Source organism: Paenibacillus sp. FA6, assembly GCF_051550225.1.
Classification (GTDB): Bacteria; Bacillota; Bacilli; order Paenibacillales; family Paenibacillaceae; genus Paenibacillus_AQ.
Genome location: NZ_CP188820.1, coordinates 3,264,906 through 3,289,694 on the forward strand (window position 1 = coordinate 3,264,906; position 24,789 = coordinate 3,289,694).

The following is a 24,789-nucleotide window of genomic DNA, read 5'->3' on the forward strand; positions in this document are numbered from 1 at the left end:
TTTTGATGATTAAATAAGGCTTGACTATTAATCATAATCCTATAGTATAGTACTATGTTCATAATTGTAAGTAGTAACTTTTTAAATACGTAGTCACAAAAATAGTACCATTAAGGAAGAGAGGGGTTTGTATGACACAAAGTAAGTTTCAAGGTGAATCTCCCATAGAAAAAATGAAAATTTGTCCAGTTACACATACTCAACTCATAATTTCGGGGAAATGGAAACTCCCCATTCTATGGCAGTTAAGTAAACAGACAAGAAGATTTAGTGATCTTCAAAGGTCATTACCTGGGGTTTCAAAGGGAATACTAACACGTCATTTGAGAGAATTGGAAGAAGATCAAATGGTTCATAGAGAAGTATATAAAGAAGTCCCTCCTAAAGTAGAGTACTCATTAACATCTACAGGGAAAAGTTTTATACCTATACTGGAAAGTATGAGCGAGTGGGGTGAAAATCATAAGAAGAGTATATAAAAAGGAAATGCGTCAACACATACTGAAAAAGCTAATTCCTATATTGTAGTAGGTCTTAGCCTTTTCTTCTTCACTTTAACTCATATATTTCAAACTTCCACCCAACTGTCAAGTTCATAACAACGTCCTTGGTGAAAAAATGAATAATAGAAAAGATAAACCACCTCTGAGCCTGCAAGGCTAGGGTGGTTTATCTTTTCATGCTGATTATCTTTCAAACAATACACGTATATTGCTTTGCGCACCGTGTAGGCCTTGTAAACAGCGGGTTAAGACATTAAACCGTTTCCTTAATGAAAAACAACGATGATGAATTGCAGTATAAATTGCTGCTATAGCTAACAACACTGCTGAAATTATTAATATGATTCGTACATTCCATCTTTCAGAAAGAACACCAAAATTTAAAGAAAAACTGCGAATAATAACGAAGCCAACACAGTTTATAGTGGTAGTAAGAATGAGTTATATAGTTCCATTATACGTAAATTCGAGATGGATTGAACTAACTCTTTACAGAAGATTTACTAAGCTCAACCCTCATTTTGACAATCACTTTACGTATACTATCTTCGGATAAATAATAAGCTTTCTGAAGATCCTCCACAGAACGACCTTCTGAATATAATTGATAAATTTCTTCATTCCGACGAGTAATCAACTTCCGTGTTCCGCTAAGTTCTCCCCAACCGACACGTTGGTTGTTCTTCTTCGGGACATATATTATTTCCCCCTGAATATACTTTTGAAGCTCTTTCAACAATTCAGGTGGAAGTACATCCCTGCCATTTTTGTAATTCGCGATAATCAATTTCCTCCTTAAACGATTGCTCTTGTCCTGCTCCATTTAAGTCTGTTTTACAAAAAATCATTGATTTCGCCTCCTTTTCGCTTATGTATTTCTAACTCATTTCATTATACTCCATTGAACATTATTATGGCATTAAAAGTAATAAGGGAGACCGCTTGCAGCGGCCTCCCCCTACTACTGGTTTTCCGCTTACGCGGAAACCACCTCGTATGCTTTGATCATTTCAATCAGCCTCCTTTCACGGCGTAATGGTCGGTCCGACACCCTTATTAACTCATATAATCTGGTCTCCCAACAAGTGAAAGAATAAGTATAACTATTCTTTATTCAGGCCAACCTTGAACCGCAATGTCCTCTTCCGAACTCCCTAAGTAATCAGGAGTAGCTTCACCATGCAGAATCCATAGCTCATGCAGTGCACGCGTACATCCTACATACATTAGCTTAGCATCCCATGCTTGTGGGCCGTAATGATCTAAATCCGCATCTGCAACAATAACAGCATCAAATTCCAAACCCTTTGAGAGGTATACTGGAAGCACTGAAAGCCCACCTTGATAAGCTTGTTTACTTCCATCGATCAAATGAATATCCGACCCATTTCCAACCAACTGTTCATGTAATTCTCTAGCTTCACGAAGGGTTCTCGTCAAAATTGCTACAGTCCGGTATTCCTTGGATGATAGCCGTTGTAATCCCTCTTGCAGGCTACTCAACCTTGCTTCATCGCTTTTTCCATAAGGAATTAACCGAACAGGATCGCCGCTACGGAATACTGGAACAGCCATTAGATCACTCTGAACACCCTTCTCAAGAATCCCATTCGCAAATTGGATAATCTCCATCGTTGAGCGATAGCTTCGAGTTAGGGCGAAATAGGCTGTATGATCTGGTTGGAATAATGAACTCATCTCTTCCCATTCGTGGACTCCCCGATAAGCATGAATGCCTTGTGATAGATCACCTAGAATCGTAAAGGAATGACCCCGCACAAATAAATCTAATACGGCTACTTGAAATGGAGAGAAATCCTGCGCTTCGTCAATAACAATATGATCAAATCGTTGCTCACTGGTAATATTATGAAGTAAATAGTGAATGTACAGAAGTGGTGATAGATCCTCTTCACGAATAATATCTTTCTTAAGATCTTGTTGTGTCGATTTCAGCACACTCGCTGGTATTCCTTGTAAAGATTCCTCCGACAACTTGGAAGATGTCTTCAAAGCACGAAATAGTTGTTTATATAATATCAAAGGCTCATATTTAGGCCACTTAGTTGAATAACTTTTCTCACGCAGTGATGCTTTTTTCTTACGTTCTTTAAGCACCTTTTCAGATGGTGATTTCTTGAGTTCCATTTCCATCCAACGATGAATTCTCGCCATGACGCGTTCTTTTCGCTTAGCAAGAGGATAGGGCTTATATTCTTCATTATACCAATACAGAATCTTGTCGCGTGAACACACAGCACCTTCCCAAGGGGAGTAATCTCCTTCAGGGACGGACGTAGTCTCCAATGATGCTATTAAGTTTGAGATCATCTTCATGAGTGTCAATGAGCCTTTAAATCGACCAGGCACCTCATCATTTAATTCACGAGTTCCACCCGAATATTCGAACCAATAATGGAGCGTCTCCGCAGCATCTGCAAGAGGCACTTTCAATTCAAGGATATCCATGGCCCAATCGGCAAATGTACTCTGTTGGATATCTCCCACACCTAATTCAGGTAGCACATCAGATATATAATCCAAGAACATATGGTTGGGGGCAAAAATAATCATTTTTTCTGCCGTCACCTGCTCCTTATACTGATACAGCAAAAATGCCAGCCTGTGTAGAGCAACAGTCGTCTTACCGCTACCCGCTACTCCTTGAATGATGAGCGCTGTATTCTTAGCTGCCCGAATGATTTGATCCTGCTCCGCCTGGATGGTTGATACGATATCACGCAGACGATTATCTTTGTTCTCCCCAAGACGATAGACTAGAAATTCGTCCGAGACAGCAGGTTGCTCATTCTCCCGATTATAAGTATCCGCAACTCTCTCTAATATCTGCTTACGGATTACAACGTTTCGTTTCAGGAACACAAGCCCCTCAATCCATCCCTCAGGTGCTTCATATGATGTAGACTCTTCACCACCCGTGAATGAGTAGAAAAGACTAGCAACAGGCGCTCGCCAATCGATCACGAGTGGCTGTTCAGTTATGACCTCTTGGTCCACACCTATCTTACCAATATACAGTGGTTTTCTTTCATGATCCTGCATAGCTTGGAAATCCAACCGTCCAAAATAGGGTTCATTCACGCTCTTGGCTAATGCAATACGCTTCTCTTCCCTCGCGGCCTCAAGAACTTGTTCAGTGAAGTCATGCCCTGTGTAGACATCAATACCTTGTAGCCGCTTCAGTTGGAGATCAATCTCCGAGATCGAATCATTTAGCCTTTTCTCTTCCTCTTGATAGGCACTTTGAAAATCTTCTTCCATTTCAGTTACCTCCTAAAAGTTTTGTGAAGCAATACTTCCCGAGTCTCTTCGAAACAAAACTCGCTTCGGAAGCATATGCTTAGTTTTGTGGAGCAACACTTCCTGAGTCTCTTCGAAACAAAACTCGCTTCGGAAGCATATGCTTAGTTTTGTGGAGCAATACTTCCTGAGTCTCTTCGAAACAAAGGAAGCTAAGTATAGCATACTGATAGTTCGGAAACTACAGTCGACTCCCTCGATCCCATTTCTTATCGTTCTAAGAAAAATGCCGATCAACGCCTTCACCATTCACTATTAGGTACATTAAGTACATCTAAATTCAACACATTCCCTCTGAAGCTAACTTTAGTTGCATGGAGTACATCTAGATTACAGGAATCTTCACTTTTCACCGTTTTCGCCATCTTTAAGTGTAGATTTTACAACTAATTCCTCCCTTCCCGACTTTTTCTGCTAATTAAATGCACTTTATGCATCTATTTCAGTCTCACCTTCACTACCTTCATCACGAAGCTTTGTTCGTCACTCTAACATCGCCACTCTCTGCCAAAATAAATAGACTTTTAAATATCACAAAGGTTAGAGCGGACAGTCCTCCAAAAAGTTTATACTTTGTACTATGTTAAAAAAGGCGTAGACATCGAAACCCGGTGTCTACGCCTCATCTGTTATGAAATTAGTTATTCCTGCCTATGTCATAATCCCTTTATTCGCAAGAAGTTCACGAACCGCGACACTAGACATAATTAATCCAACGACTGGAGGTACAAAGGCATTACTTGCCGGTGGCTGTTTAGCCTTCCGAATATCTGGAGCATTATCCGATACAATTTTCTGCGTAATATCTTCTCGAGGCTTGATCGGCTTCTCTGTTGAGAATACGACTTTCACACCTTTTTTTATACCATCCTTACGAAGTTTAGTCCTGATCACTCGTGCAAGTGGATCCATCGTTGTTTTTGAAATATCAGCTACTTGAAACCGTGTTGGATCCATCTTATTCGCTGCGCCCATACTAGAAATCATCGGAATCTTTCTCTTCAGACATTCTTTAATAATATGAATTTTATATGAGACAGTGTCTGATGCATCCAATACATAATCCAATTCGTACTTGAACAATTCCTCATATGTCTCATCCGTATAAAACATATTAAGTGCGATGGCCTCACAATCTGGATTAATCAACTTAACACGCTCAACCATCAATTCCGTTTTTTTCTGACCAACGGTCGTTATTAGCGCATGGATTTGGCGGTTTACATTCGTAATGTCCACGACATCTTTATCAATCAGTATGATTCTTCCAACACCCGTACGGGCAAGGGCTTCCACTGCTATCGCCCCTACCCCACCAATGCCAAGAACGGCTACTGTACTATTCTTCATAACTTCAAGACCTTCAGTACCAATCGCAAGTTCCGTACGTGAGAATTGATGCAGCATGATGTAGAAATCCCCCTTTACTATTTCTTGTCTTCACCAGGTTTTTTCGACAATTTGATATGAAGCTGTTCAAGCTGTACATTCTCTACCGCTGAAGGAGCATCCATTAACAGATCTGTTGCACTAGCTGTTTTTGGAAATGCAATCGTCTCACGAAGGTTAGTACGTCCAGCCAATAGCATGATAAGTCTGTCCAAACCAAAGGCAATCCCACCATGCGGTGGTGTTCCATACTCAAAAGCATCAAGAAGATAACCAAATTTATCATAAGCTTCTTCAGGTGACAGACCGAGTGCGTTGAACATTTTCTCCTGAATTTCACGTTTGAATATCCGCATCGACCCGCCACCAACTTCATAGCCATTCAATACAATATCGTAGGCTTCCGCACGCATCTTCAGAGGATCTGTATCGAATAGTTCCAAATCTTCATCCTTCGGACGAGTGAACGGATGATGTTCTGCTATATAGCGTTTTTGGTCATCATCATAGCTAAGTAACGGGAAGTCCAATACCCAGACAAATTTAAACTCTTTGTCATTAATTAATCCCAGTTGACGACCAATTCTTAGACGTAATGCACCTAGAACATCTGCAACGATCTTGCTATTATCCGCTGAGAATAACAATAGATCTCCCTCTTCAGCTCCGGTACGCTCTTTAATCGCTTCAATTTCTTGTTCCGTAAAGAATTTCACGATAGGTCCCTTGAATTCGCCTTCTTTAAATTGAACCCAAGCTAAGCCCTTCGCTCCATAACGACCAGCGAATAATCCTAGTTCATCGATATCTTTACGACTCCAAGTACCGCATCCCTTAGCGTTAAGACATTTCACTTCTCCACCTTTTTCGATGACAGAAGCGAATACCTTCACCCCACTGGTTGCGACAATGTCGTTCAACTCAACGAGTTCCAAACCAAAACGCAAATCCGGTTTATCGGAACCGTATTTATTCATCGCTTCAGCATGACTAATGCGTTGGAATGGTGTTGGTAATTGTACGTCAACGGTTTCTTTGAAGAGACGAACCATAAGTCGTTCCATCATTTCCAAAAGCGTATCCCGATCTAGGAAAGATGTCTCAATGTCGACTTGAGTGAATTCCGGTTGACGGTCTGAACGAAGATCTTCATCGCGGAAACAGCGAGCGATTTGATAATAACGTTCTATTCCACCTACCATCAATAATTGTTTGTAGATTTGTGGAGATTGAGGAAGTGCAAAAAATTCACCGGCATGTACACGACTCGGTACCAAGTAGTCACGTGCACCTTCTGGTGAGCTCTTGGTCAAGATTGGAGTCTCTACATCAATGAATTCTTCTTCATCCAAGAAGTCACGGAATACTTTGGCTGCCTTCGAACGCAACTTAAGTGTTTTTTGCATCTCTGGTCTACGCAGATCCAAATAACGATACTTCAAACGAAGGGATTCATCCACTTCAACACCATCTTCAATGAAGAATGGAGGTGTCTTCGAAGCATTTAATACATCAATTTCTGTAATTTGAACTTCAATTTGTCCTGTAGGAAGATTAGCATTCACTGTCTCAGCATCTCGTAGTACAACCTTACCTGTAACGGATAGGACATATTCACTACGTACCTTATCAGCAATCGCTAGCGCATCACCGGAGTAAGCTGGACTAAATACAATCTGTACAATCCCACTACGATCACGGAAATCAATAAACATAACACCGCCAAGATCACGACGAGTCTGTACCCAACCATTTAGGGTAACCGTTTCTCCGATATGTTCTGTCGTTATTTTTCCACACTGATGTGTTCTACTCATGATTTATCATTCCCCTTTTATATAATTAGCCTTTTTGGCGATTTAAACTAATTTCAGATAGAGCTCGTCCAATTTCACAGTCTGCTGTTCACCTGTCTCCATGGACTTCAGTGCTATTTCACCGCGACCTAGCTCATCATCCCCAAGTATAGCCGTATAACGAGCCTTGAACCGATCAGAAGATTTCATTTGCGCTTTCATTTTGCGTCCTAAATAGTCACGTTCTGCTGAGAAGCCATGTTGACGCAGTTTGAATACTTGTTTTGTAATCTCCTTGTCAGCTTCCTCGCCCAAAGCAACGAAGTATACATCCAATGGTTTCTGAGCCTGAAGCTCGACCTGTTGCTTCTCAAGAATCAGTATGATGCGCTCTAGACCTATCCCAATACCAATACCCGGTTGATCTGGGCCGCCTATTCCACTGACAAGTCCGTTATAGCGCCCCCCGCCACCAATCGTATCGATAGCGCCAATACCTTCTGCTTTGAATTCAAAGGCAGTATGCGTATAATAATCCAGCCCACGAACGAGTCGAGGATTAATAATATAGTCCACGTCCATAACATCCAAATGTTGCTTTACTTTCTCAAAATGTGTACTGCATTCTTCATCTAGACTTTCTAGTATCGAGGGTGCAGCATGAAACTTATCTTGATCGACCTTACAATCCAATACACGCATCGGATTACGATCTATCCGTGATTGGCAGTCTTTGCATAAACTGTCCTTCATCGGATTGAGATAGGCAAGCAATATCTCTCGGTAAGCAGTACGCGTCTCCGCTGTTCCCACAGAGTTGATTTCCACCTTCACACCCTGAAGCCCTAATTCCTTGCAAAATTGATACCCTAGCGAGATTACTTCTGCATCAATTGCCGGATCAGTAGCCCCAAAAGCTTCTACACCAAATTGATGGAACTGACGATACCGCCCTGCTTGAGGACGTTCATAGCGGAACATAGGTCCGATATAATACAACTTGCATACATCAGGTTCACCATATAACTTATTCTCCACATAGGCTCTAACTACACCTGCTGTCCCTTCTGGACGCAATGTCATGCTACGATCGCCCTTATCATTGAACGTATACATTTCCTTCTCAACAATATCTGTTGTATCTCCAACACCACGTACAAATAAATCAGTCTGTTCAAAAAGCGGTGTGCGAATCTCACGGTAATTAAACCGTCGGCATAAATCTCTCGCCTTCTGTTCGACATATTGCCACTTCTCTACCGCTCCTGGTAATAAATCTTGTGTTCCTGTTGGTTTTTGAAAGGCCATTACAATTACCTCCTTTTACATAATTGACCATTTTTTTGAATCAAAAAAATCTCCCGCCCTGTTCAAAAAGAACTAGGGACGAGAGATTATCATTAACATAATCACCCGTGGTACCACCCACATTTTCGGACAACATCGCCATTTCATGATCTATATGATCAATCCATCGCTATCCGCTTATACGATTAACGCCCGTTCAGCGCAGCGTGGCTACTACAAACTTGCGAATCCTCCATATCGAGTATTTCGCTTGTTTCGCCAACTGTTCTCGAGGAAGTCATTCATCTGGTCAACAAGAGAATCCTTACAGCCAAGGGACTCTTCTCTGATCTTGTGAGGCTCAGATTACTTAATCCTGTCATTGAATCAATTTTCAACTATTTGTAGATTGTAATGAACTAGCGCGCTAAAGTCAATAGGGGACGTCATTTTACGACAGAAAAAAGACCTACAATCGATATCGTAGGTCCAAAATTATATTAAAAAAGGGGGTCATAGGTCTATTATAGTCAAGCTATGTTAAGGTAACATGAATACTACATTACAATTGCATTACATTTTTGAAAGCGCTTCAATATGCGCGTTATTTCGACGGAGACTTTGAACGATTTCATCATAATTTTCGTCTTCTACCTTTACGACAAGAACATAATTTAAACCTTCAAAGTTATCCGTTGTCATATCTGATTGGGGATCATTATCCATTACAATCGGCACAATATTATTTCCCACAACGCCTCCTGCTCCAGACATTCCAAGAGTTCCTATTGTGTTCATATTATCTGACGGACTGATAGCTACTAAAGGCGTTAGAAGGTTAGTATCTCGGGTAATGGCATTCTCAAGCTTGCTAACTTCCAGGTTCTCTGTTTTAAAGGCTAGAAGAGATGTTTTTGCACCTTCCGCTTGATCTTCCGTTTGAAAATAGGCTTGAATTTGTTTCGACATGGGAAGTCCTCCTTTTTTTACAGATCACAATCTTACATTACTTTCTAGTGTCTAGTTTGTTATTACCCAAAAGTCACACTTTCATAACATCAGCAAGAAACAATCAATAACTTCTCGCTCTTCACAAACATGTAAAAAAAGACAACTCATCAAAGTTGTCCACATCAGCATTATCTAATGTCTAGGAATCTGATTCCTCCACTGCCCTTTAGGGTATACGGCCCATAATGGAAATGACGTCGTATTCGCAGAACGATCATTGTGAATTATTTCAGTAATATGACCCATGGGGAGTAGAGATAATGCCTGGCAAGAAGATTGTTTCGGTGAGTGACGCATGCTGTATAATACTCCTTTTTCTAGATATGAGTGACTCTCAACTTCCACTCTTATCTTCCCCTCAGAAGTCCTATTCTATGCGTCTGACCTGCTATCAATAATTAAGGTTACAGGTCCCCAATTCGTTAAAGCAACATCCATCATTTCGCCAAACCTACCACTTTCAACTTGAAGTCCCTTTGTTAATAACACCCGGTTAAAAGAATCATAAATTTCTTCAGCTACATCTGGCTTTGCCGCAGCCATGAAGCTCGGTCGCTTCCCATTACGACTATCCCCGTAAAGTGTGAACTGAGATACTGATAATATCGCACCACCCGTATCTATAACACTAAAATTCATTTTCCCATGCTCATCTTCAAATATACGTAAACCGGATACCTTTTCTGCCAAATATTTAGCGTCCTTCTCTGTGTCTCCATGAGTTACACCTACGAGAACCATTAGCCCTTGATTAATCTGTCCTACGATATTGCCATCAACTGCAACAGATGCTTCTTTGCAGCGCTGGATAACTACTTTCATAAGTTCTTACTCGCTCCCTTATCAACCATCTAACGATTATTGGATAATTCGGTTAACTGTATATACATCCTTCACCCGTTTAATTCGCTCAACTACCGAATGAAGATGATCCGTGTTACGTATAAGAATAGTCATATGCATCTGAGCCATTTTATTCTTATCAGAACGACCCGTAACAGCTGAAATATTGGTCTTTGTCTCAGATACTGCTTGTAGCACCTCATTCAATAGACCGTTGCGATCATGACCAGTAATCTCGATATCGACGCTATAATTAGCTTCGACTTGTTCTTCCCACTCCACTTCGATAACCCTTGCTGCTTCCTCTCCATCAATGTCGGTAGGAATATTCGGGCAATCTATGCGATGGATAGACACACCTCTTCCACGTGTTACATAACCGGTAATATCATCACCTGGTACAGGGTTACAGCATCGTGCGAACCGCACCAATAAGTTATCAATCCCTTTTACACGAACACCATTCGTAGGACGATTTCTTTTTTCTACCGTGGGGGCTTTAATCTCCTTGATTTCCGAGGTCAATTCGATCAGGTTTGCTTCTTCTTGTTCCTTGCGTAACTTCTCCGTCAACCGTGAACATATTTGAGATGCGGTAATACCACTATATCCTATAGCTGAGAGCATATCCTCCAAGTCATTGAAGGCAAACTTCTTAGCTACTTCCATTAATTTATCATCAGTCATCCATTCTGAAGGCTCCAAAGCAAGACGCTTTAATTCACGCTCAACAGATTCGCGACCCTTCACAACATTCTCTTCCCGTCTTTCCTTCTTAAACCACTGTTTGATCTTACTCCTAGCATGAGAAGATTGAGCAATCTTAAGCCAATCCTGACTAGGACCGTAAGAGTGTTTAGAAGTCATAATCTCGACGATGTCTCCGGTCTTCAGCTTATGATCCAGAGGCACAATTCGACCGTTCACCTTAGAACCAATGGTCCGATTCCCAACTTCCGTATGAATTCGATACGCGTAATCTAAAGGAACTGAGCCAGATGGTAGCTCTACAACTTCTCCCTTAGGTGTAAATACAAACACTAGATCCGAGAAAAAGTCCATCTTAAGTGATTCAACAAACTCGGAGGCGTCTTTAGCCTCATGCTGTAGCTCAAGAATTTCGCGAAAGAATGTCATCTTATTGTCGAAATTACCTACTGACGCTACACCTTCCTTATATGCCCAGTGAGCCGCAATACCAAATTCAGCAGTCCGATGCATTTCTAAAGTCCGAATTTGCACTTCCGTAGGCTCGCCATTAGGACCGACTACGGTTGTATGCAACGATTGATACATATTTGCTTTAGGCATGGCGATATAATCTTTAAAACGCCCAGGCATTGGCTTCCATAAGGTGTGAATGATGCCTAATGTAGCATAGCAATCTTTAATATTGTCTACAATAATACGAATTGCTAATAAATCATAGATCTCATTAAATTGTTTATTTTTTGTAGTCATTTTGTTATAAACACTATAAATATGCTTAGGTCGACCTGAAAGGTCACCCTCAATGCTCATTTCTTCTAGCTTTTCTTTAATTTTCAGGATAACATTTTCAATAAATTCTTCTCGTTCAGCACGCTTCTTGTGAATCAGATTCGCAATCCGATAATACTGCTGCGGATTTAAGTATCTTAGAGAAAGATCCTCCATCTCTCCTTTAATGGCAGAAATACCAAGCCGATCGGCAATAGGACAAAAGATCTCCAATGTTTCGTAGGCAATTCGACGCTGACTCTCTTCCGATTGAAACTTCAATGTTCTCATATTATGAAGACGGTCCGCTAATTTAATGACTATGACACGTATATCCTGTGCCATAGCAATGAACATTTTGCGATAATTCTCATTCTGCTGTTCTTCCTTAGAACCGAACTTAATACGTTCAAGCTTAGTAAGACCGTCTACAAGCATCGCACAGGTATCGCCGAAATGGTCACGAATTTCTACTAAGGATACCGTTGTATCTTCAACGACATCGTGTAATAGTGCTGCAATAATGGATAGTGTATCCATCTGCATGCCCACAACAATTTCTGCAACCGCTAACGGGTGCAGAATATAAGGTTCGCCCGATTTACGTATCTGACCGTAGTGAGCCTGGTCCGCGAAATCGTATGCTTCACGAATGCGATTCAGATCATTTTCTTTTATATAGGCCTCAGCCTTTTCAAGTAATCTATCTATGCCCATTCTAGTCAATTCCGTTTCCCTTCTATATAAAATGGAACCCGCACGTCTTATAAACTTGGCAGGTTCCCTCCGTGTGATTTTTTATTAATTATGACGCTTACGACGCAATACGTCAACACTTCATCCTATCAATGGTAAGTCCTGACAATGAAAGGGTGTTCTCGACATAAAAGTAGACCATTCAGCATTTATTGCGAAAATGTTATTGTAAAATTCCACAAATCTATTTACTCTTAATAAGATCCATTTGTAAACCGTCACATTAATAAATAAATTAGGAGTGAGATTACTTGCAAAGAGAAATTCAAGTAAATGAGAAATTACCTTTCGGCCCAGGCTTTCTACTTAGCCTACAACACTTATTCGCTATGTTCGGTAGTACCGTATTAGTGCCCAACCTATTTCATGTTGATCCTGGTATGATTCTACTTATGAATGGGATAGGTACGCTATTCTACATTCTGATTTGTAAGGGTAAAATCCCAGCTTATCTTGGCTCCAGCTTTGCATTTATAGGACCTGTCAGTTATGTGATAACCAATCATCCAGATAATGGATATTCAATGGCACTAGGTGCATTCATTGTTACAGGAGTTATATTCTGTCTCGTAGCCCTGATCGTAAAACTTGCAGGTACCGGCTGGATTGATGTCGTATTCCCTCCAGCAGTGATGGGAGCGATCGTTGCAACCATCGGACTTGAACTTGTTCCTGTTGCAGCAGGAATGGCTGGTCTTATAGGTACTGGAGATGCAGCTGCTACGTGGAGTCCAGATCCCGCTACCATCATTATATCCATGACAACATTAGGAGTGACGGTTATCGGTGCTCTCATGTTCCGTGGATTTCCTAAGATCATACATATTCTAGTCGGAATTGTAACGGGTTATACACTGGCATACTTCATGGGTGAAGTTAACACAGAGGCGATCGCTGGAGCTAGCTTTTTCTCCTCCCCACACATCACAACACCAAGCTGGAACTTATCCGTCATTCTGACGATCATTCCAGTATCCCTTGTTGTCATTGTTGAACACATTGGTCATTTACTTGTAACTAGCAGTATTGTTGGTAAAGATCTAAATAAAGATCCCGGTCTACACCGCTCACTATTGGGCAATGGGATTTCAACGATCTTCTCTGGATTTGTAGGTTCAACTCCAAATACCACTTATGGAGAGAATATAGGCGTCATGGCTCTTACGAAAGTATACTCCGTCTTTGTTATTGGTGGAGCTGCTATTATCGCCATTGTGCTATCCTTTTCTGGAAGCTTCACTTCTGTTATTTCTAATATCCCACCAGCAGTTATGGGCGGCGTATCCCTACTCTTGTTCGGTGTCATTGCAGCTTCAGGGCTTCGAATATTTGTAGAACGAAAGGTTGATTTCTCTAAGGCATCCAATATGATATTAGCTACTCTAGTACTCGTTATAGGTTTGAGCGGTGCAACACTTAGATTCAGTGGTGTAGAACTCAAAGGTATGGCTCTTGCAACGATTGTAGGTATTGTCCTTAGTCTGTTCATCAAATTAATCGAAGTACTTGGATTATCGAATGAGAAAGAAGATAGTGCTTAACAACCTTTCGCGTGGGATGCTGATGAAGCATTCATAACATCATAAGCATGTTTAAAAGCCCTCTTCCTTATATACTGGAAGAGGGCTTTTACTCGTATTCATTTCACACTATTTCCCGGGAAACTTATCTCTTATGATTCATAGGTTAGAAGCGAGAGCACTTCAACGTCCGTTAACTTGTCGCGCCCATGTAAATGCTCCAACTCAATTAAGAAAGCAGCACCCACGACATCTCCACCTAGTTCTCGAACTAAGTTTACAGAAGTGGATATAGTTCCACCTGTAGCCAATAGGTCATCAGCAATCAATACCTTTTGTCCCTTTTGAATAGCATCGGTATGCATCGCTAGAGAATCTTTACCATACTCCAAATTATATCCAGCCTCGATGGTTTCGTACGGAAGTTTACCACTTTTACGGATTGGAATAAAACCAACACCCAATGCGTAGGCAAGAGGTGCTCCAATGACGAACCCACGTGCCTCTGGACCAGCGATAACATCGATTTGAAGATGAGCAACAAGCTCCTTCAGTTCATCGATCGCCTTCTTGTACATCGTTCCATTCTGAAGTAATGTTGTAATATCTTTAAAGCTAATCCCTTGTTCTGGAAAGTCAGGAATGACGCGAATATAATCCTTCAAATTCAATTTGGTATCCTCCTAAAAGTTTTTGAGCGTTACTTCTTGCTATACTTCGAGAAAACTCACTTCGGAAGCATTATCTTAGTTTTTGAGCGTTACTTCTTGATATTATAAGCCCTCTTTTAAAAGGGATAGCATCCATTGCGTCAATTGTGCGGTATTCGTATCGAAAAGGTTATGCTCCATTTCTGCAAGGATGACCAATTCACGGAAGTGTAACGATTGATCTAGATCCTTCTTTGAAGGGGTAGAGACAAGATTGATCATTCCATGGCTACGCTCGACAAAAGATAATTCCTCGAATACATCCATCATCAAGGAGAGCATCCTTACAGACGTCGAAGATTGACGACTAATTTGCCCTAATACATCCTTCTCTGGTAAGGGTTCAGATCCTATACGAGACAACATAATATACAACTTTTTAAATAGTTCGCGATCTGGAACTTGGAGCTTCTCTCGGACATCATTCTTGACATCATATAGGACAAAGATATTATGTAATGACTTGAAATCCGCCATTATCTCATGAAGCTGCCGTGGAGATCGAGGTGCATCCAATACAAACAAAGTCGTTATATTATCTTTCCCCTCTTGAGAAGCAGCTGAATTAGTCGCTACAATTCCATCGACCTCATCATATACCCAAAGGGATAGTTCATTCAAATGATTTGTTACATCCTTGGTTGTCTCTTCTGCAAATATGGCTGCTATTTGGGTAGAATGACCCCTTAGACGCGGATTCAAGAGTTGTAAATAAGTATTTATTACCTCTTGCGATCCTTTCAATCCACGCAAGTCAAAAACCTGTGACTCGGATATCATTAAATCATGAAGCATAAGTTGCAATTTACGGGAACCATTCCACTCATTAATAGACAACTCCCCGATGACATCCATAGAAGCACCTATTGTCAAAAGATCAGCAAGGTCACCTTGTCCGAAGGAAACTGCTTCCAGCCTACTATTCCCTTGCTGCATAGTTAGTCTGAGATGATTTTGATCACGACCCATTTTGCGAGTTTCCTGAAGCGTCACATCTCTCATAATGAAGCGTGGAACCGGATTGGCCATTCCAAATGGTTGTAATAACTCCATTTCTTCAATCACTGAGATTGGTAAATCAGCCAGTTTCCATTCACCATCGGCAACCGTAACAGGAATTAGATCTTCCGGCGTTAAGATCACCTTTGCATATTCATTAAGAGCATATTCAATTTGTGCTAACTGATCTACATGCAAGCTCATTCCAGCAGCTGCAGGATGACCCCCATAATGATCCATTAAATGTTTGCAAGAAGTTAGAGCCGCGTGAATATCAAGAGCTGGAATAGATCGGGCTGAACCTTTACAAGCTCCAGTTTCTTCATCAATACCGAGAATGATGACTGGGCGATAGTAACGTTCTAATATTTTGGAGGCTACAATGCCGACAACACCAACATTCCAACCATTTCCTGCTAATACAATCATAGACGGTAGACCGTCAGACTCTATTTTACCTTCAAGCTGAGCCAAAGCTTCTCGAACGATGTCTTCAACGACGGTTTGTCTTTGTTTATTTAATCCGTCTAATTCATGGGCTAACCCTGAAGCTACGGAAGGATCTTCCGTTGTCAATAAAGATACTGCTCTTCCAGCATGATCTAATCTACCACTCGCATTAATTCTTGGAGCCATCCCAAACGCAATGTTGGTCGAGGTTAATGTCTCTTTGTCTATTCCACTTACTTCAAGCAAGGCTTGAATTCCTTGAAAAGAAGATTTCCGCATTGATGCGACTCCTGTGCGAACAAGAATACGATTCTCACCTGTCAGCGGCATTAAATCGGCTACTGTACCTATCGCAACGAATTCAGTCCACTCTATAGGCGGGTTACCTAGTAAGGCCTGACATAGCTTGTACGCAACTCCAACGCCCGCTAACCCTTTATAGGGATATAGGCAATTAGACAGCTTTGGATTAATAAGTGCATAGGCATCTGGCAATATATCCGGTGGTTCATGGTGATCCGTAACAATAACATCAATCCCCAGAGAATTGGCATAGGATACCTGATCCACAGCACTAATCCCTGTGTCTACAGTAATCATTAGGGTGACACCTTGTTGATGAGCCCAATCTATAGCATGGTTATGAAGACCATATCCTTCGTTGGAACGATGAGGAATATAAATATCAAACGATGCGTTCATGTGACGCATCAGATAAATCATCAATGATGTGCTTGATACTCCATCTGCATCGTAATCTCCATACACTAATATATGCTCTTCACTTTCTACGGCATGGAGAATTCTCGGTACCGCTTCCGTCATTCCATGTAACAAAAAAGGATCATGTAAATCATCCATGCTTCCTTGTATAAACATTTTAGCATCTTCAACAGTACATACCCCTCTCGTTATTAAAAGAGAGGCTATTAACGGAGATATAGACAATTCCTTGGCAAATCCCTCTGCAGTATCAGCATCAAATAGTTGTGACTGCCACTTATATTTCGAATGAAGCACGTCAATTCACCTTTCTTTCTCTTACCTTGTTCATATTCAAATTCTTAAAGTTTATTGGAGTAACGTTGGTATATCCTGATCCAATGATCCATGATTAGATTTATAAGGATAACCTGGATCATAGGGAATAACTTGTATACTGACATCACTAACATGAAGAAATCGATTCATTAGTAACTTTTTGACACGCCCAGAAATAGCATGACCTTCAAGTACCGTAATACGTGGATTAACACTCACTTTCACATGAAGGGTAATATAGTGCCCAATCTCTTGGGATTTCAACTCATCCACTGTGATAATGCCATGAACACGCTGAACCGTATCCATAAATTCAGCCATATTTTCTTCTGCCGGTTCCTCATAAGGATGCCTAACATAAACGGAATCCACCATAAGTAGATATCCTTTCCTAAGAACTAGACCCGATACAATGATGGCAGAAATGGAGTCCATGTATAGCAATCCAGGCCAACCATACATATCTCCTGCGACAGAAAGAAATACCCCAAGGAATACTATGAATGAAGTATATAATGCTAGTCGGTGGTTCAAAGCATATACCGTATGTTTACCATTTTTTCTTTTTTTCGATGACCGATATTGAAATTGAAATATGACTTCTCTTACGGCAAAAGAAACACAAATAGCAACAACTGAGAACGGTTCGGGTGCTTTCAGATTCCCCTTTGAAAGATTCTGAATAGCGTCAGTCGCAATTTGTACTCCTCCCATCAAAACCAACACAGAAAAGAGAATCGTTATAACTAGCTGAGTTTTCCCGGATCTACGATTACCACCTACGGTAACCTTCTTCCAATGAATTTTATCAGCAAGACAAGAAAAAGCTTCTGTTGCAGAATACAATGCATCACCAAGTAAAGCCTTACTATCTGAGAAATAACCAACAAATCCTTTAAAGATAGCTAGTGTCAATTCACCAATAATTCCTGTCCAAGTTGCGGTTTTATTGGGTGTTGAATGTTGTATAGCCACATAAGCCCCCCTCTAGCAACTTCAATGTCCATAACATTTTGAAAGCCGCGTCATCATTGACCGCGGCTTTCTTAGTATTATCTCTAATTATTATATGCTTATGATGCTTTGCCGACTGGTTTATTCTTTTGTTTACTCTTAAGTAGTAGCCAGAGCGGGCTTGCAATAAAGATGGAGGAATAAGCACCGAATATTAGTCCGATAACCATCGCGAATGAGAACATTCTTATCGATTCTCCTCCAAATAGGAACAAGAATAATGCTGCAATAAATACCGTAAGTGCGGTATATAATGAACGCTTAATCATCTGGTTGACACTCTTATTCACCAAAACAACAATATCTTCTTTGGTTTTCAGTTTAGCAAAGCGCAAATTCTCACGTATTCGGTCAAATATTACAATGGTATCATTAATTGAATAACCAATAATAGTTAATACCGCTGTAATGAAAATCAAATCCACTTCCAATTGGAATACGGAGAACACGGTGATGACCAAGAATGCATCATGAATGAGCGCTACTATCGCTGCAACTCCAAATCGCCATTCAAAGCGAATACTCACATAAATAATAATACCAATACAAGACAGAAGCACAGCATAAATGGCATTTCGTCCAAGCTCTTTAGCCATTTCTGTATCGACTGTATTGATCTCAAATGAAGCACTGCTATCTAACTTTTGAATCTCTAATTTGAGTGTATTATTGTTATCCTCTGTCAGTACTTCGTTGAATCGGATATTAATCCGTTTCTCTCCCGGTGTAATACTTGTCCCTTCACCCATCCCAATTTCATCAAGAATAGGTTGAATTTGAGCACTCGTTAAAGATTTAGAGAGTGATACATCTACGTTAGAACCCGCTTTGAAATCAACACCGTAATTCAATCCAAAAACAGCGAGGCTAATAAGTCCTACGATCGTAAGAATGATGGATAGAGAATAGAAGTACTTACTAACATGCACAAAATCAATTTGCTTCTTAAAGTTCACGAATTTCACTCTCCTTTACACCAAATTGCTTCGGTTTTTTAAGTAGGCCTGACTTAACCAACAGGGTAAGCAGCCAGTGAGTGAAATATACGTTCGTCGCAATACTTAATACAATCTCTACCATCAGTACTAGTGCGAAACCTTTTACAGCACCCGTTCCGTATGCATACATAACAGCAGCAACAATGATCGTTGTTAGATTAGAATCTAGTATCGTACGGAAAGAAGACTTGTTGCCCGCTTTAACAGAGGACATCACACTTCTGCCGTTGCGCATTTCTTCCCTGATCCGCTCATTAGTAATAATATTGGCATCTACAGCCATCCCAATCCCCAATATTACTGCTGCTATACCAGGCAGTGTTAAGGTGAAATCGGCCATCACGAATACCAGTATGAGCAACCAAGTATGCAAAATCAACCCAAAGCTTGCTATTAATCCAGGTGTACGATACATTCCGATCATAAATATAAGAATCATAACAGATGCGATTAGACCTGCTACAACCGTCTCATCAAGCGACTGCTTACCTAGCGTTGCCCCTACACTTTGGGAGTATTTCTCTGTCAGCTTCAATGGTAACGCGCCTAAGTTAATCGTATCCCGAAGGCTCTTCGCTTCCTCGTTGCTGTAGTTACCAGTGATTTGAGCTTTACCATCCGTTAATTCTGCTTGGACGGTCGGTGCAGAAAGCATCGTTTCATCTAAGAAAATAGCTAACTCTTTGTAAATAAGACGTTTTGTAATTTCAGCAAATTTCGCCTTGTCTTTTACTTCGATACTAATTAAAGGCTGATTTAGATTGTCATATTCGACTTCTGCACCATTCTCTTTGAAATCATTTCCCAAGAGTTCGATTTTAGTGAAGTCAGCCTCTTCTTTGCCTCCATCAGGCGAACTACGAAACGTTAGATTCGCAGGCTCTTTCATTTTCTTTCTAACCTCGGCCTCGTCGGTTACCCCGGCAATTTTAAGACGAATTCGGTTAGCCCCTTCTGTAGTGACCTCCGGTTCGCTTGTCCCTTGAGCATTCGCACGCTTCTCTAAACTTTGAGCTGTACGATTCAACGATTCCGTAGTGACCTTTTGCCCTTCTTCTAAAGGCTGAGCCTCATAAAGAATTTCAAATCCACCCTTAAGGTCAAGGCCCAAACGAACCTTATTAAGCAACCCTGGAGTTGTTACTGCCATTACGCCAGCTAACACAATTATTGTAACGAAAAAACTGACAATTCTTTTCATTCCGTTCTTATTTCCCCTTTCGTCCTCAATATTCCTATTATAGCTATGCCATAAAATGCAGTCAATTTATGATTTTTGTACACTTCGTGTTCTTCCAAGATTTAACGACAAAAAGGATCCTCCTTATTCAAAAGTAGATCCTTTGTATGCCGCCATTGTCATGAAATTCATGAACCCAGTTACCTTTAAAGATAAAATATCATTAACTAACTTATGAAGTGAAGGTGTTCCATCCTTCTCATATTTCGAACTGACACAATCCCAAATATCTTTCCCAGTCACATGCTCATATCCGATAAGTCTAAATTCCTCTGCTTTACTCTTGCACATCATTTTAATATTCTCATCGAGCTGGACAGTGCTCATACCTTCAAACTCCACGCGTACCCCATCCTCTCTATGGTGTCTGTACCACTTCATCGAGTAATTCGACTTTAAATCTCTAATTCCTTTTTTTCAAAATATAAGAAAGTATAAGTTTCACTTCATATTTATCTAGCATGAGAATGGACAGGTTGAGCATATCCATATAGTAATCGTCATGCTGGACATCCGGCTAGCCTTGACTCGGAAAGAGGGAGTGAGCATTGAATAAACGTCATAAACAAACATTTATACAAGGAACCTTAATTCTACTAGCAGCAGGGGTCATCAATCGCATCTTGGGCTTTATCCCTCGAATTGCCTTACCGCGGATCATTGGAGCGGAAGGTGTAGGTATTTACCAATTAGGATATCCCTTTTTCCTTGTCATCATGACCCTGATTACTGGTGGTATCCCACTTGCTGTATCCAAACTTGTCTCAGAAGCTGAAATTGCAAATAATCCGCAGGCTTCAAGACGTATTCTACGTATTAGTCTTGGCTTAACCTTCGCGCTAGGCATTATCTTTATGCTACTCTCCATATGGTTCGCACCTTGGGTAACGCAGAATATTCTGACCGATCCCAGAGTTTATCATACGTTTGTAAGTATGAGCCCCATGCTCGTTATCGTTGCTGTCTCCTCCGTGTTCCGCGGATACTTCCAAGGCAAACAAAACATGATTCCTTCAGCTGTTTCCTCGATAGTAGAGACGCTTGTTCGAATGGTTTGTGTTCTAAGTTTCTCTTTCTTACTGCTCCCCAAAGGAATTGAGTTTGGTGCTGCAGGTGCAATGCTTGGAGTCATGGCTGGTGAATTTATTGGTCTTATTATATTGCTCTTTCATTATCACGCGGAGGATAAAGATGTTACTCATTCCAACGACGTTACTGACGAGTTACCTATCCATCTTAAGGTCGGTGTGCTGCGTCGCTTGCTTAAGATTACGATTCCTGTTACCGCAGGCAAACTTGTAGGATCCTTCTCCTATTTGTTTGAATCTATCATTACAGCACAGAGCCTTGCAATAGCTGGTTTAGCCACTTCTGTTGCAACGGCGCAGTATGGTGCGTTACAAGGCATGGTTATTCCTCTATTACTGTTACCGGGAGCATTAACAACTTCATTAGCTGTTTCTCTCGTACCCTCTTTATCTGAGGCTGCAGCACGTAATGAGCAAGCTACTATTCACAGAAGACTCAACCAAACGATAAACCTAGCCCTTGTAACCGGGGCCCCTTTCTCAGTCATTATGTTCGTCCTATCCGTCCCACTATGCTTATTACTATACAACAATCAGAATATTGCAGGTATGTTACAACTCATGGCACCCTTTGCCTTATTTGTATACATACAGGGTCCATTACAAGTAGCACTTCAAGTATTAGATCGCCCGGGCAAAGCTCTCCGAAACACATTGATCGGAGCGGCTATTAAGCTATTTCTTATTTGGTACTTATCATCCCAACCTCAATACGGTATATATGGTGCCGTGATCGCAATTATTGTTAATAGTATCATTGTTACTTTAATGCATGGATTCAGTGTAACTAGATTACTCTCATTCAGATTCAAGCTTCTCAATATTCTAAAAGTGTGTGTAGCGATGATTCTAATGGCCGCAGGAACACATTTAGCATATACTCAACTACCCTTCCATCAACACACCTGGTTACAGTTCCTAATCTCATGTATCATCGGAATGGTTATTTATATGATCATCATATTTAGAATCAAGCTCGTGTCTATACGTGATTTAGAGAAATTACCGATCATCGGGCAATGGTTTCCGTCTAGTTAGCGTCTTTTAATCGGATTTATTCCCACTCTGATCTTTATTTACATCAATATAGATTTGATTCTTATGATCAATACTGCACAGAAAAACATCCTTAAACTCGTTAGCACCATTCGACTGAATGATGTTCTTTAACCAGAATCGTGTCTTGTTAATCAACAATAAATTTTCATCCATGACTCTACCATCCATAATCAATGGAATGGGTAATCCCTGATGGGTTACCTTCCCAGCAGGCACAAGTACCTTTCTTCTGCTCTTCCATTTCCCAGTCTCGCTTAAGGCGGAGCCATCCATAGAAGAGCTAGAATGCGTATTGGAGTCTTTTGGGAATACCGTAAGCTGACCCGTAGTCTCTAAAATCGCAAATTCTACATCAGCAATGTTATCGATATCTTTTTGACGGATCTGAAACATAAGATCATCTAAATTATACCTCTGCTTCTTCATCGTATCTCGGTGTAACTTACCATTGGATATAAGAACAACGGGTTTACCATCAAATAACAATCGTAGTTTCCGACTTTTTAAGCTAATCTGCGCGATTACGATTTGTAACACAACAAGCGTAACCATTGGGATGATACCTTCCAACAAAGGCCTTTTGATATCTTCAAGCACGAATACCGCAATTTCCGCAATCATAATAGAAATAACTAAATCAAATATGGATAGTTTCCCAATTTCCCTTTTACCCATAATACGAATCGTAGCATATATAAAAAAATACATCAGCAGAGTTCTAAAAATATGTGTCGTAAAGTCCACATTCACTTATATCCGCTCCCTTAATCTTGTTACGATTAACATATTGTATAGTTATTGTCGCCTTTTAGCGTACAGCCCATGCATTTAATCACGCATTCAATTAATGGTATTTACTTCTGTAAAAGAACTCTATGTCCTACTTGTTGTAATACTGGGGCAAGCCTCATCATAGAATGACAGTAATATATGGACTACAAAGGGGGTAACAACATGCAATTTATCCGTCAATTATTCTCATTTAGAGTTAGCAATTCGGTTCTAGCCGGACTATGCTATGCATTCGCATGGATGATGCTAGGCGCATTCATTCTCTCACTTTTCTTATGGTTAAGTGGGCTGCAGGAACATGACCTTACCATGTACACATACATCATTCATGCATTCTCCGCCATTGCTGGTGGCATAGTGTCTGGCAAACGTTCTAAGCACAAGGGGTGGGTTCACGGAGGTCTGACTGGTTTATTTTATGGACTAATTATACTTCTAATTGGATTTCTCGCGTTAGATGGTTCTTTTACTCTTAGGGATATTTCTTGGATTGGAGCGAGCTTTGTAATCGGTGCCATTGGAGGAGTGTTTGGAATTAATTTAAAAAATAATATGTAGTTCCCAAATATATGCTCTTTCTTTTATCTGTGGTACACTAATTCAAGTCATGCTAAAAAGAAAGGAATGTTTTTTTGTGATTTACCAATCCATGGGAACTATTGCTTTAGCTTCAACAGCAACTGTTATATTACTTATCTGGATAGGGTCTCTTCGAAACCCTTTCTTAGTCATCAAAGAATTTATTCAATCACTACTATCTTCACGTACATTTCTAGTATTATTCCTTTCCGTTGCATGTATTTTATTAATTAACAAATACGAGTTGCAATTTGAAGACAGCTTAAACTATCAAGCTGATTTCACACCATTGATCTTTGGTATAGAAGGTCATTTCGTACAAGCTTTGCAGCAATTCTTTTACAATCCAATTCTCACTCAGATATTAGTGTTTTTCTATGTCATTATATTCCAATCCTTATTAATTGCCTCCATAGGAGTCTACATGTTGGATCGTAACAAGTTGCTTGTATATGCGACCTGCTTTGCTATTATGATTAACTATGCGGTAGCTATTCCCTTTTACATTCTTGTTCCTGTAAATGAGGCTTGGTCCTATGCGCCTTCAGGAGTAGTCTTTCATATGTTGGATGTATTCCCGTCATTTGAGGAGGACTACAGGCCGCTGTCTGGTCTAAATAACTGCTTCCCAAGCCTTCATACTTCCATCTCTGTAACGATCATGCTGCTAGCAGCTCGTTCAGGAAATCTACGTTGGAGAATCATAACCGCCATTAGTTCAACCGTTATCGTATTCAGTATATTCTATCTTGGTATTCACTGGGTGATCGATATGCTGGCAGGATCAATACTAGGTATTACTGCTTCTACTCTAGGCATCTATTGGGCTAAGTTAACGGTTGCTAAGGAAGATGGTTCAATCAAAGCTCGTTCGAAGTTACGCAACATTTCGATGTAAGAGAAAGTTCAAAAAC

At 40.5% G+C, this 24,789-nt stretch carries 21 protein-coding genes; 5 read left to right on the forward strand and 16 right to left on the reverse strand.

Translation table 11 applies throughout. The features are described 5' to 3' along the window. Positions 1 to 131: 131 nt before the first annotated feature. The gene (locus ACP8HI_RS15235) at positions 132 to 479 is read left to right on the forward strand and encodes a winged helix-turn-helix transcriptional regulator (RefSeq protein ID WP_438347072.1); all 348 of its coding nucleotides are present in this window, start codon (positions 132 to 134) and stop codon (positions 477 to 479) included. A gap of 505 nt (positions 480 to 984) precedes the next feature. Here ACP8HI_RS15235 and ACP8HI_RS15240 read toward each other — a convergent pair. The 9 genes from ACP8HI_RS15240 to ACP8HI_RS15280 form a co-directional block, all read right to left on the reverse strand. Next, on the reverse strand, positions 985 to 1,326 hold the full coding sequence (locus ACP8HI_RS15240) for a CD3324 family protein (RefSeq protein ID WP_438347073.1): 342 nt from the start codon (positions 1,324 to 1,326) through the stop codon (positions 985 to 987). Between the two features lie 287 nt (positions 1,327 to 1,613). Beyond that, on the reverse strand, positions 1,614 to 3,785 hold the full coding sequence (locus ACP8HI_RS15245; protein WP_438347074.1) for a HelD family protein: 2,172 nt from the start codon (positions 3,783 to 3,785) through the stop codon (positions 1,614 to 1,616). Positions 3,786 to 4,066: 281 nt separating this feature from the next. Further along, entirely contained in the window at positions 4,067 to 4,189 is a 123-nt protein-coding gene (locus ACP8HI_RS15250) for a hypothetical protein (protein WP_438347075.1), read from the reverse strand. Between the two features lie 286 nt (positions 4,190 to 4,475). Continuing rightward, entirely contained in the window at positions 4,476 to 5,231 is a 756-nt protein-coding gene (locus ACP8HI_RS15255; RefSeq protein ID WP_438347076.1) for a tRNA threonylcarbamoyladenosine dehydratase, read from the reverse strand. A gap of 20 nt (positions 5,232 to 5,251) precedes the next feature. Continuing rightward, positions 5,252 to 7,030, reverse strand: a complete 1,779-nt coding sequence (gene aspS, locus ACP8HI_RS15260) for an aspartate--tRNA ligase (RefSeq protein ID WP_438347077.1) — start codon at positions 7,028 to 7,030, stop codon at positions 5,252 to 5,254. 42 nt (positions 7,031 to 7,072) lie between these two features. Further along, on the reverse strand, positions 7,073 to 8,317 hold the full coding sequence (hisS, locus tag ACP8HI_RS15265; RefSeq protein WP_438347078.1) for a histidine--tRNA ligase: 1,245 nt from the start codon (positions 8,315 to 8,317) through the stop codon (positions 7,073 to 7,075). A gap of 552 nt (positions 8,318 to 8,869) precedes the next feature. Further along, positions 8,870 to 9,265 (reverse strand): hypothetical protein, encoded by a 396-nt coding sequence (locus ACP8HI_RS15270; protein ID WP_438347079.1) that lies wholly within the window; start codon positions 9,263 to 9,265, stop codon positions 8,870 to 8,872. A 414-nt stretch (positions 9,266 to 9,679) separates the two neighbouring features. Beyond that, positions 9,680 to 10,129, reverse strand: a complete 450-nt coding sequence (gene dtd, locus ACP8HI_RS15275) for a D-aminoacyl-tRNA deacylase (RefSeq protein WP_438347080.1) — start codon at positions 10,127 to 10,129, stop codon at positions 9,680 to 9,682. A gap of 36 nt (positions 10,130 to 10,165) precedes the next feature. Continuing rightward, a complete protein-coding gene (locus ACP8HI_RS15280; RefSeq protein ID WP_438351850.1) occupies positions 10,166 to 12,346 on the reverse strand; it encodes a RelA/SpoT family protein in 2,181 nt (726 codons plus the stop codon). Positions 12,347 to 12,636: 290 nt separating this feature from the next. On the opposite strand from ACP8HI_RS15280, the gene uraA reads away from it, so the two are divergent. After that, the gene (uraA, locus tag ACP8HI_RS15285) at positions 12,637 to 13,926 is read left to right on the forward strand and encodes a uracil permease (protein ID WP_438347081.1); all 1,290 of its coding nucleotides are present in this window, start codon (positions 12,637 to 12,639) and stop codon (positions 13,924 to 13,926) included. 131 nt (positions 13,927 to 14,057) lie between these two features. Here the strand turns inward: uraA and ACP8HI_RS15290 are convergent, their stop codons facing one another. The 6 genes from ACP8HI_RS15290 to ACP8HI_RS15315 all read right to left on the reverse strand — a co-directional run bounded on the left by ACP8HI_RS15290 (position 14,058) and on the right by ACP8HI_RS15315 (position 20,684). Beyond that, entirely contained in the window at positions 14,058 to 14,576 is a 519-nt protein-coding gene (locus ACP8HI_RS15290) for an adenine phosphoribosyltransferase (RefSeq protein ID WP_438347082.1), read from the reverse strand. A 102-nt stretch (positions 14,577 to 14,678) separates the two neighbouring features. After that, on the reverse strand, positions 14,679 to 17,084 hold the full coding sequence (gene recJ / locus ACP8HI_RS15295) for a single-stranded-DNA-specific exonuclease RecJ (protein WP_438347083.1): 2,406 nt from the start codon (positions 17,082 to 17,084) through the stop codon (positions 14,679 to 14,681). Between the two features lie 51 nt (positions 17,085 to 17,135). Further along, the gene (locus tag ACP8HI_RS15300) at positions 17,136 to 18,080 is read right to left on the reverse strand and encodes a cation diffusion facilitator family transporter (protein ID WP_438347084.1); all 945 of its coding nucleotides are present in this window, start codon (positions 18,078 to 18,080) and stop codon (positions 17,136 to 17,138) included. 98 nt (positions 18,081 to 18,178) lie between these two features. Beyond that, positions 18,179 to 19,075 carry a protein translocase subunit SecF gene (gene secF, locus ACP8HI_RS15305; protein ID WP_438347085.1) on the reverse strand — a complete coding sequence of 299 codons (897 nt, stop codon included), beginning with the start codon at positions 19,073 to 19,075 and terminating at the stop codon, positions 18,179 to 18,181. Next, a complete protein-coding gene (gene secD / locus ACP8HI_RS15310; RefSeq protein WP_438347086.1) occupies positions 19,065 to 20,318 on the reverse strand; it encodes a protein translocase subunit SecD in 1,254 nt (417 codons plus the stop codon). The genes secF and secD overlap by 11 nt, the downstream gene beginning before the upstream one ends. Positions 20,319 to 20,441: 123 nt before the next feature. Beyond that, positions 20,442 to 20,684 carry a post-transcriptional regulator gene (locus ACP8HI_RS15315; protein WP_438351851.1) on the reverse strand — a complete coding sequence of 81 codons (243 nt, stop codon included), beginning with the start codon at positions 20,682 to 20,684 and terminating at the stop codon, positions 20,442 to 20,444. Positions 20,685 to 20,905: 221 nt separating this feature from the next. On the opposite strand from ACP8HI_RS15315, the gene spoVB reads away from it, so the two are divergent. Further along, entirely contained in the window at positions 20,906 to 22,483 is a 1,578-nt protein-coding gene (gene spoVB / locus ACP8HI_RS15320; RefSeq protein WP_438347087.1) for a stage V sporulation protein B, read from the forward strand. Between the two features lie 6 nt (positions 22,484 to 22,489). Here spoVB and ACP8HI_RS15325 read toward each other — a convergent pair whose 3' ends face one another. Next, positions 22,490 to 23,212: a DUF421 domain-containing protein gene (locus ACP8HI_RS15325; protein WP_438351852.1), complete on the reverse strand. Its 723-nt coding sequence runs from the start codon at positions 23,210 to 23,212 to the stop codon at positions 22,490 to 22,492. A gap of 246 nt (positions 23,213 to 23,458) precedes the next feature. Here ACP8HI_RS15325 and ACP8HI_RS15330 point away from each other — a divergent pair, with 246 nt between their 5' ends. After that, positions 23,459 to 23,854 (forward strand): TIGR04086 family membrane protein, encoded by a 396-nt coding sequence (locus ACP8HI_RS15330; protein ID WP_438347088.1) that lies wholly within the window; start codon positions 23,459 to 23,461, stop codon positions 23,852 to 23,854. A 91-nt stretch (positions 23,855 to 23,945) separates the two neighbouring features. Further along, positions 23,946 to 24,773: a phosphatase PAP2 family protein gene (locus ACP8HI_RS15335; RefSeq protein WP_438347089.1), complete on the forward strand. Its 828-nt coding sequence runs from the start codon at positions 23,946 to 23,948 to the stop codon at positions 24,771 to 24,773. The last annotated feature ends 16 nt before the right edge of the window (positions 24,774 to 24,789 follow it).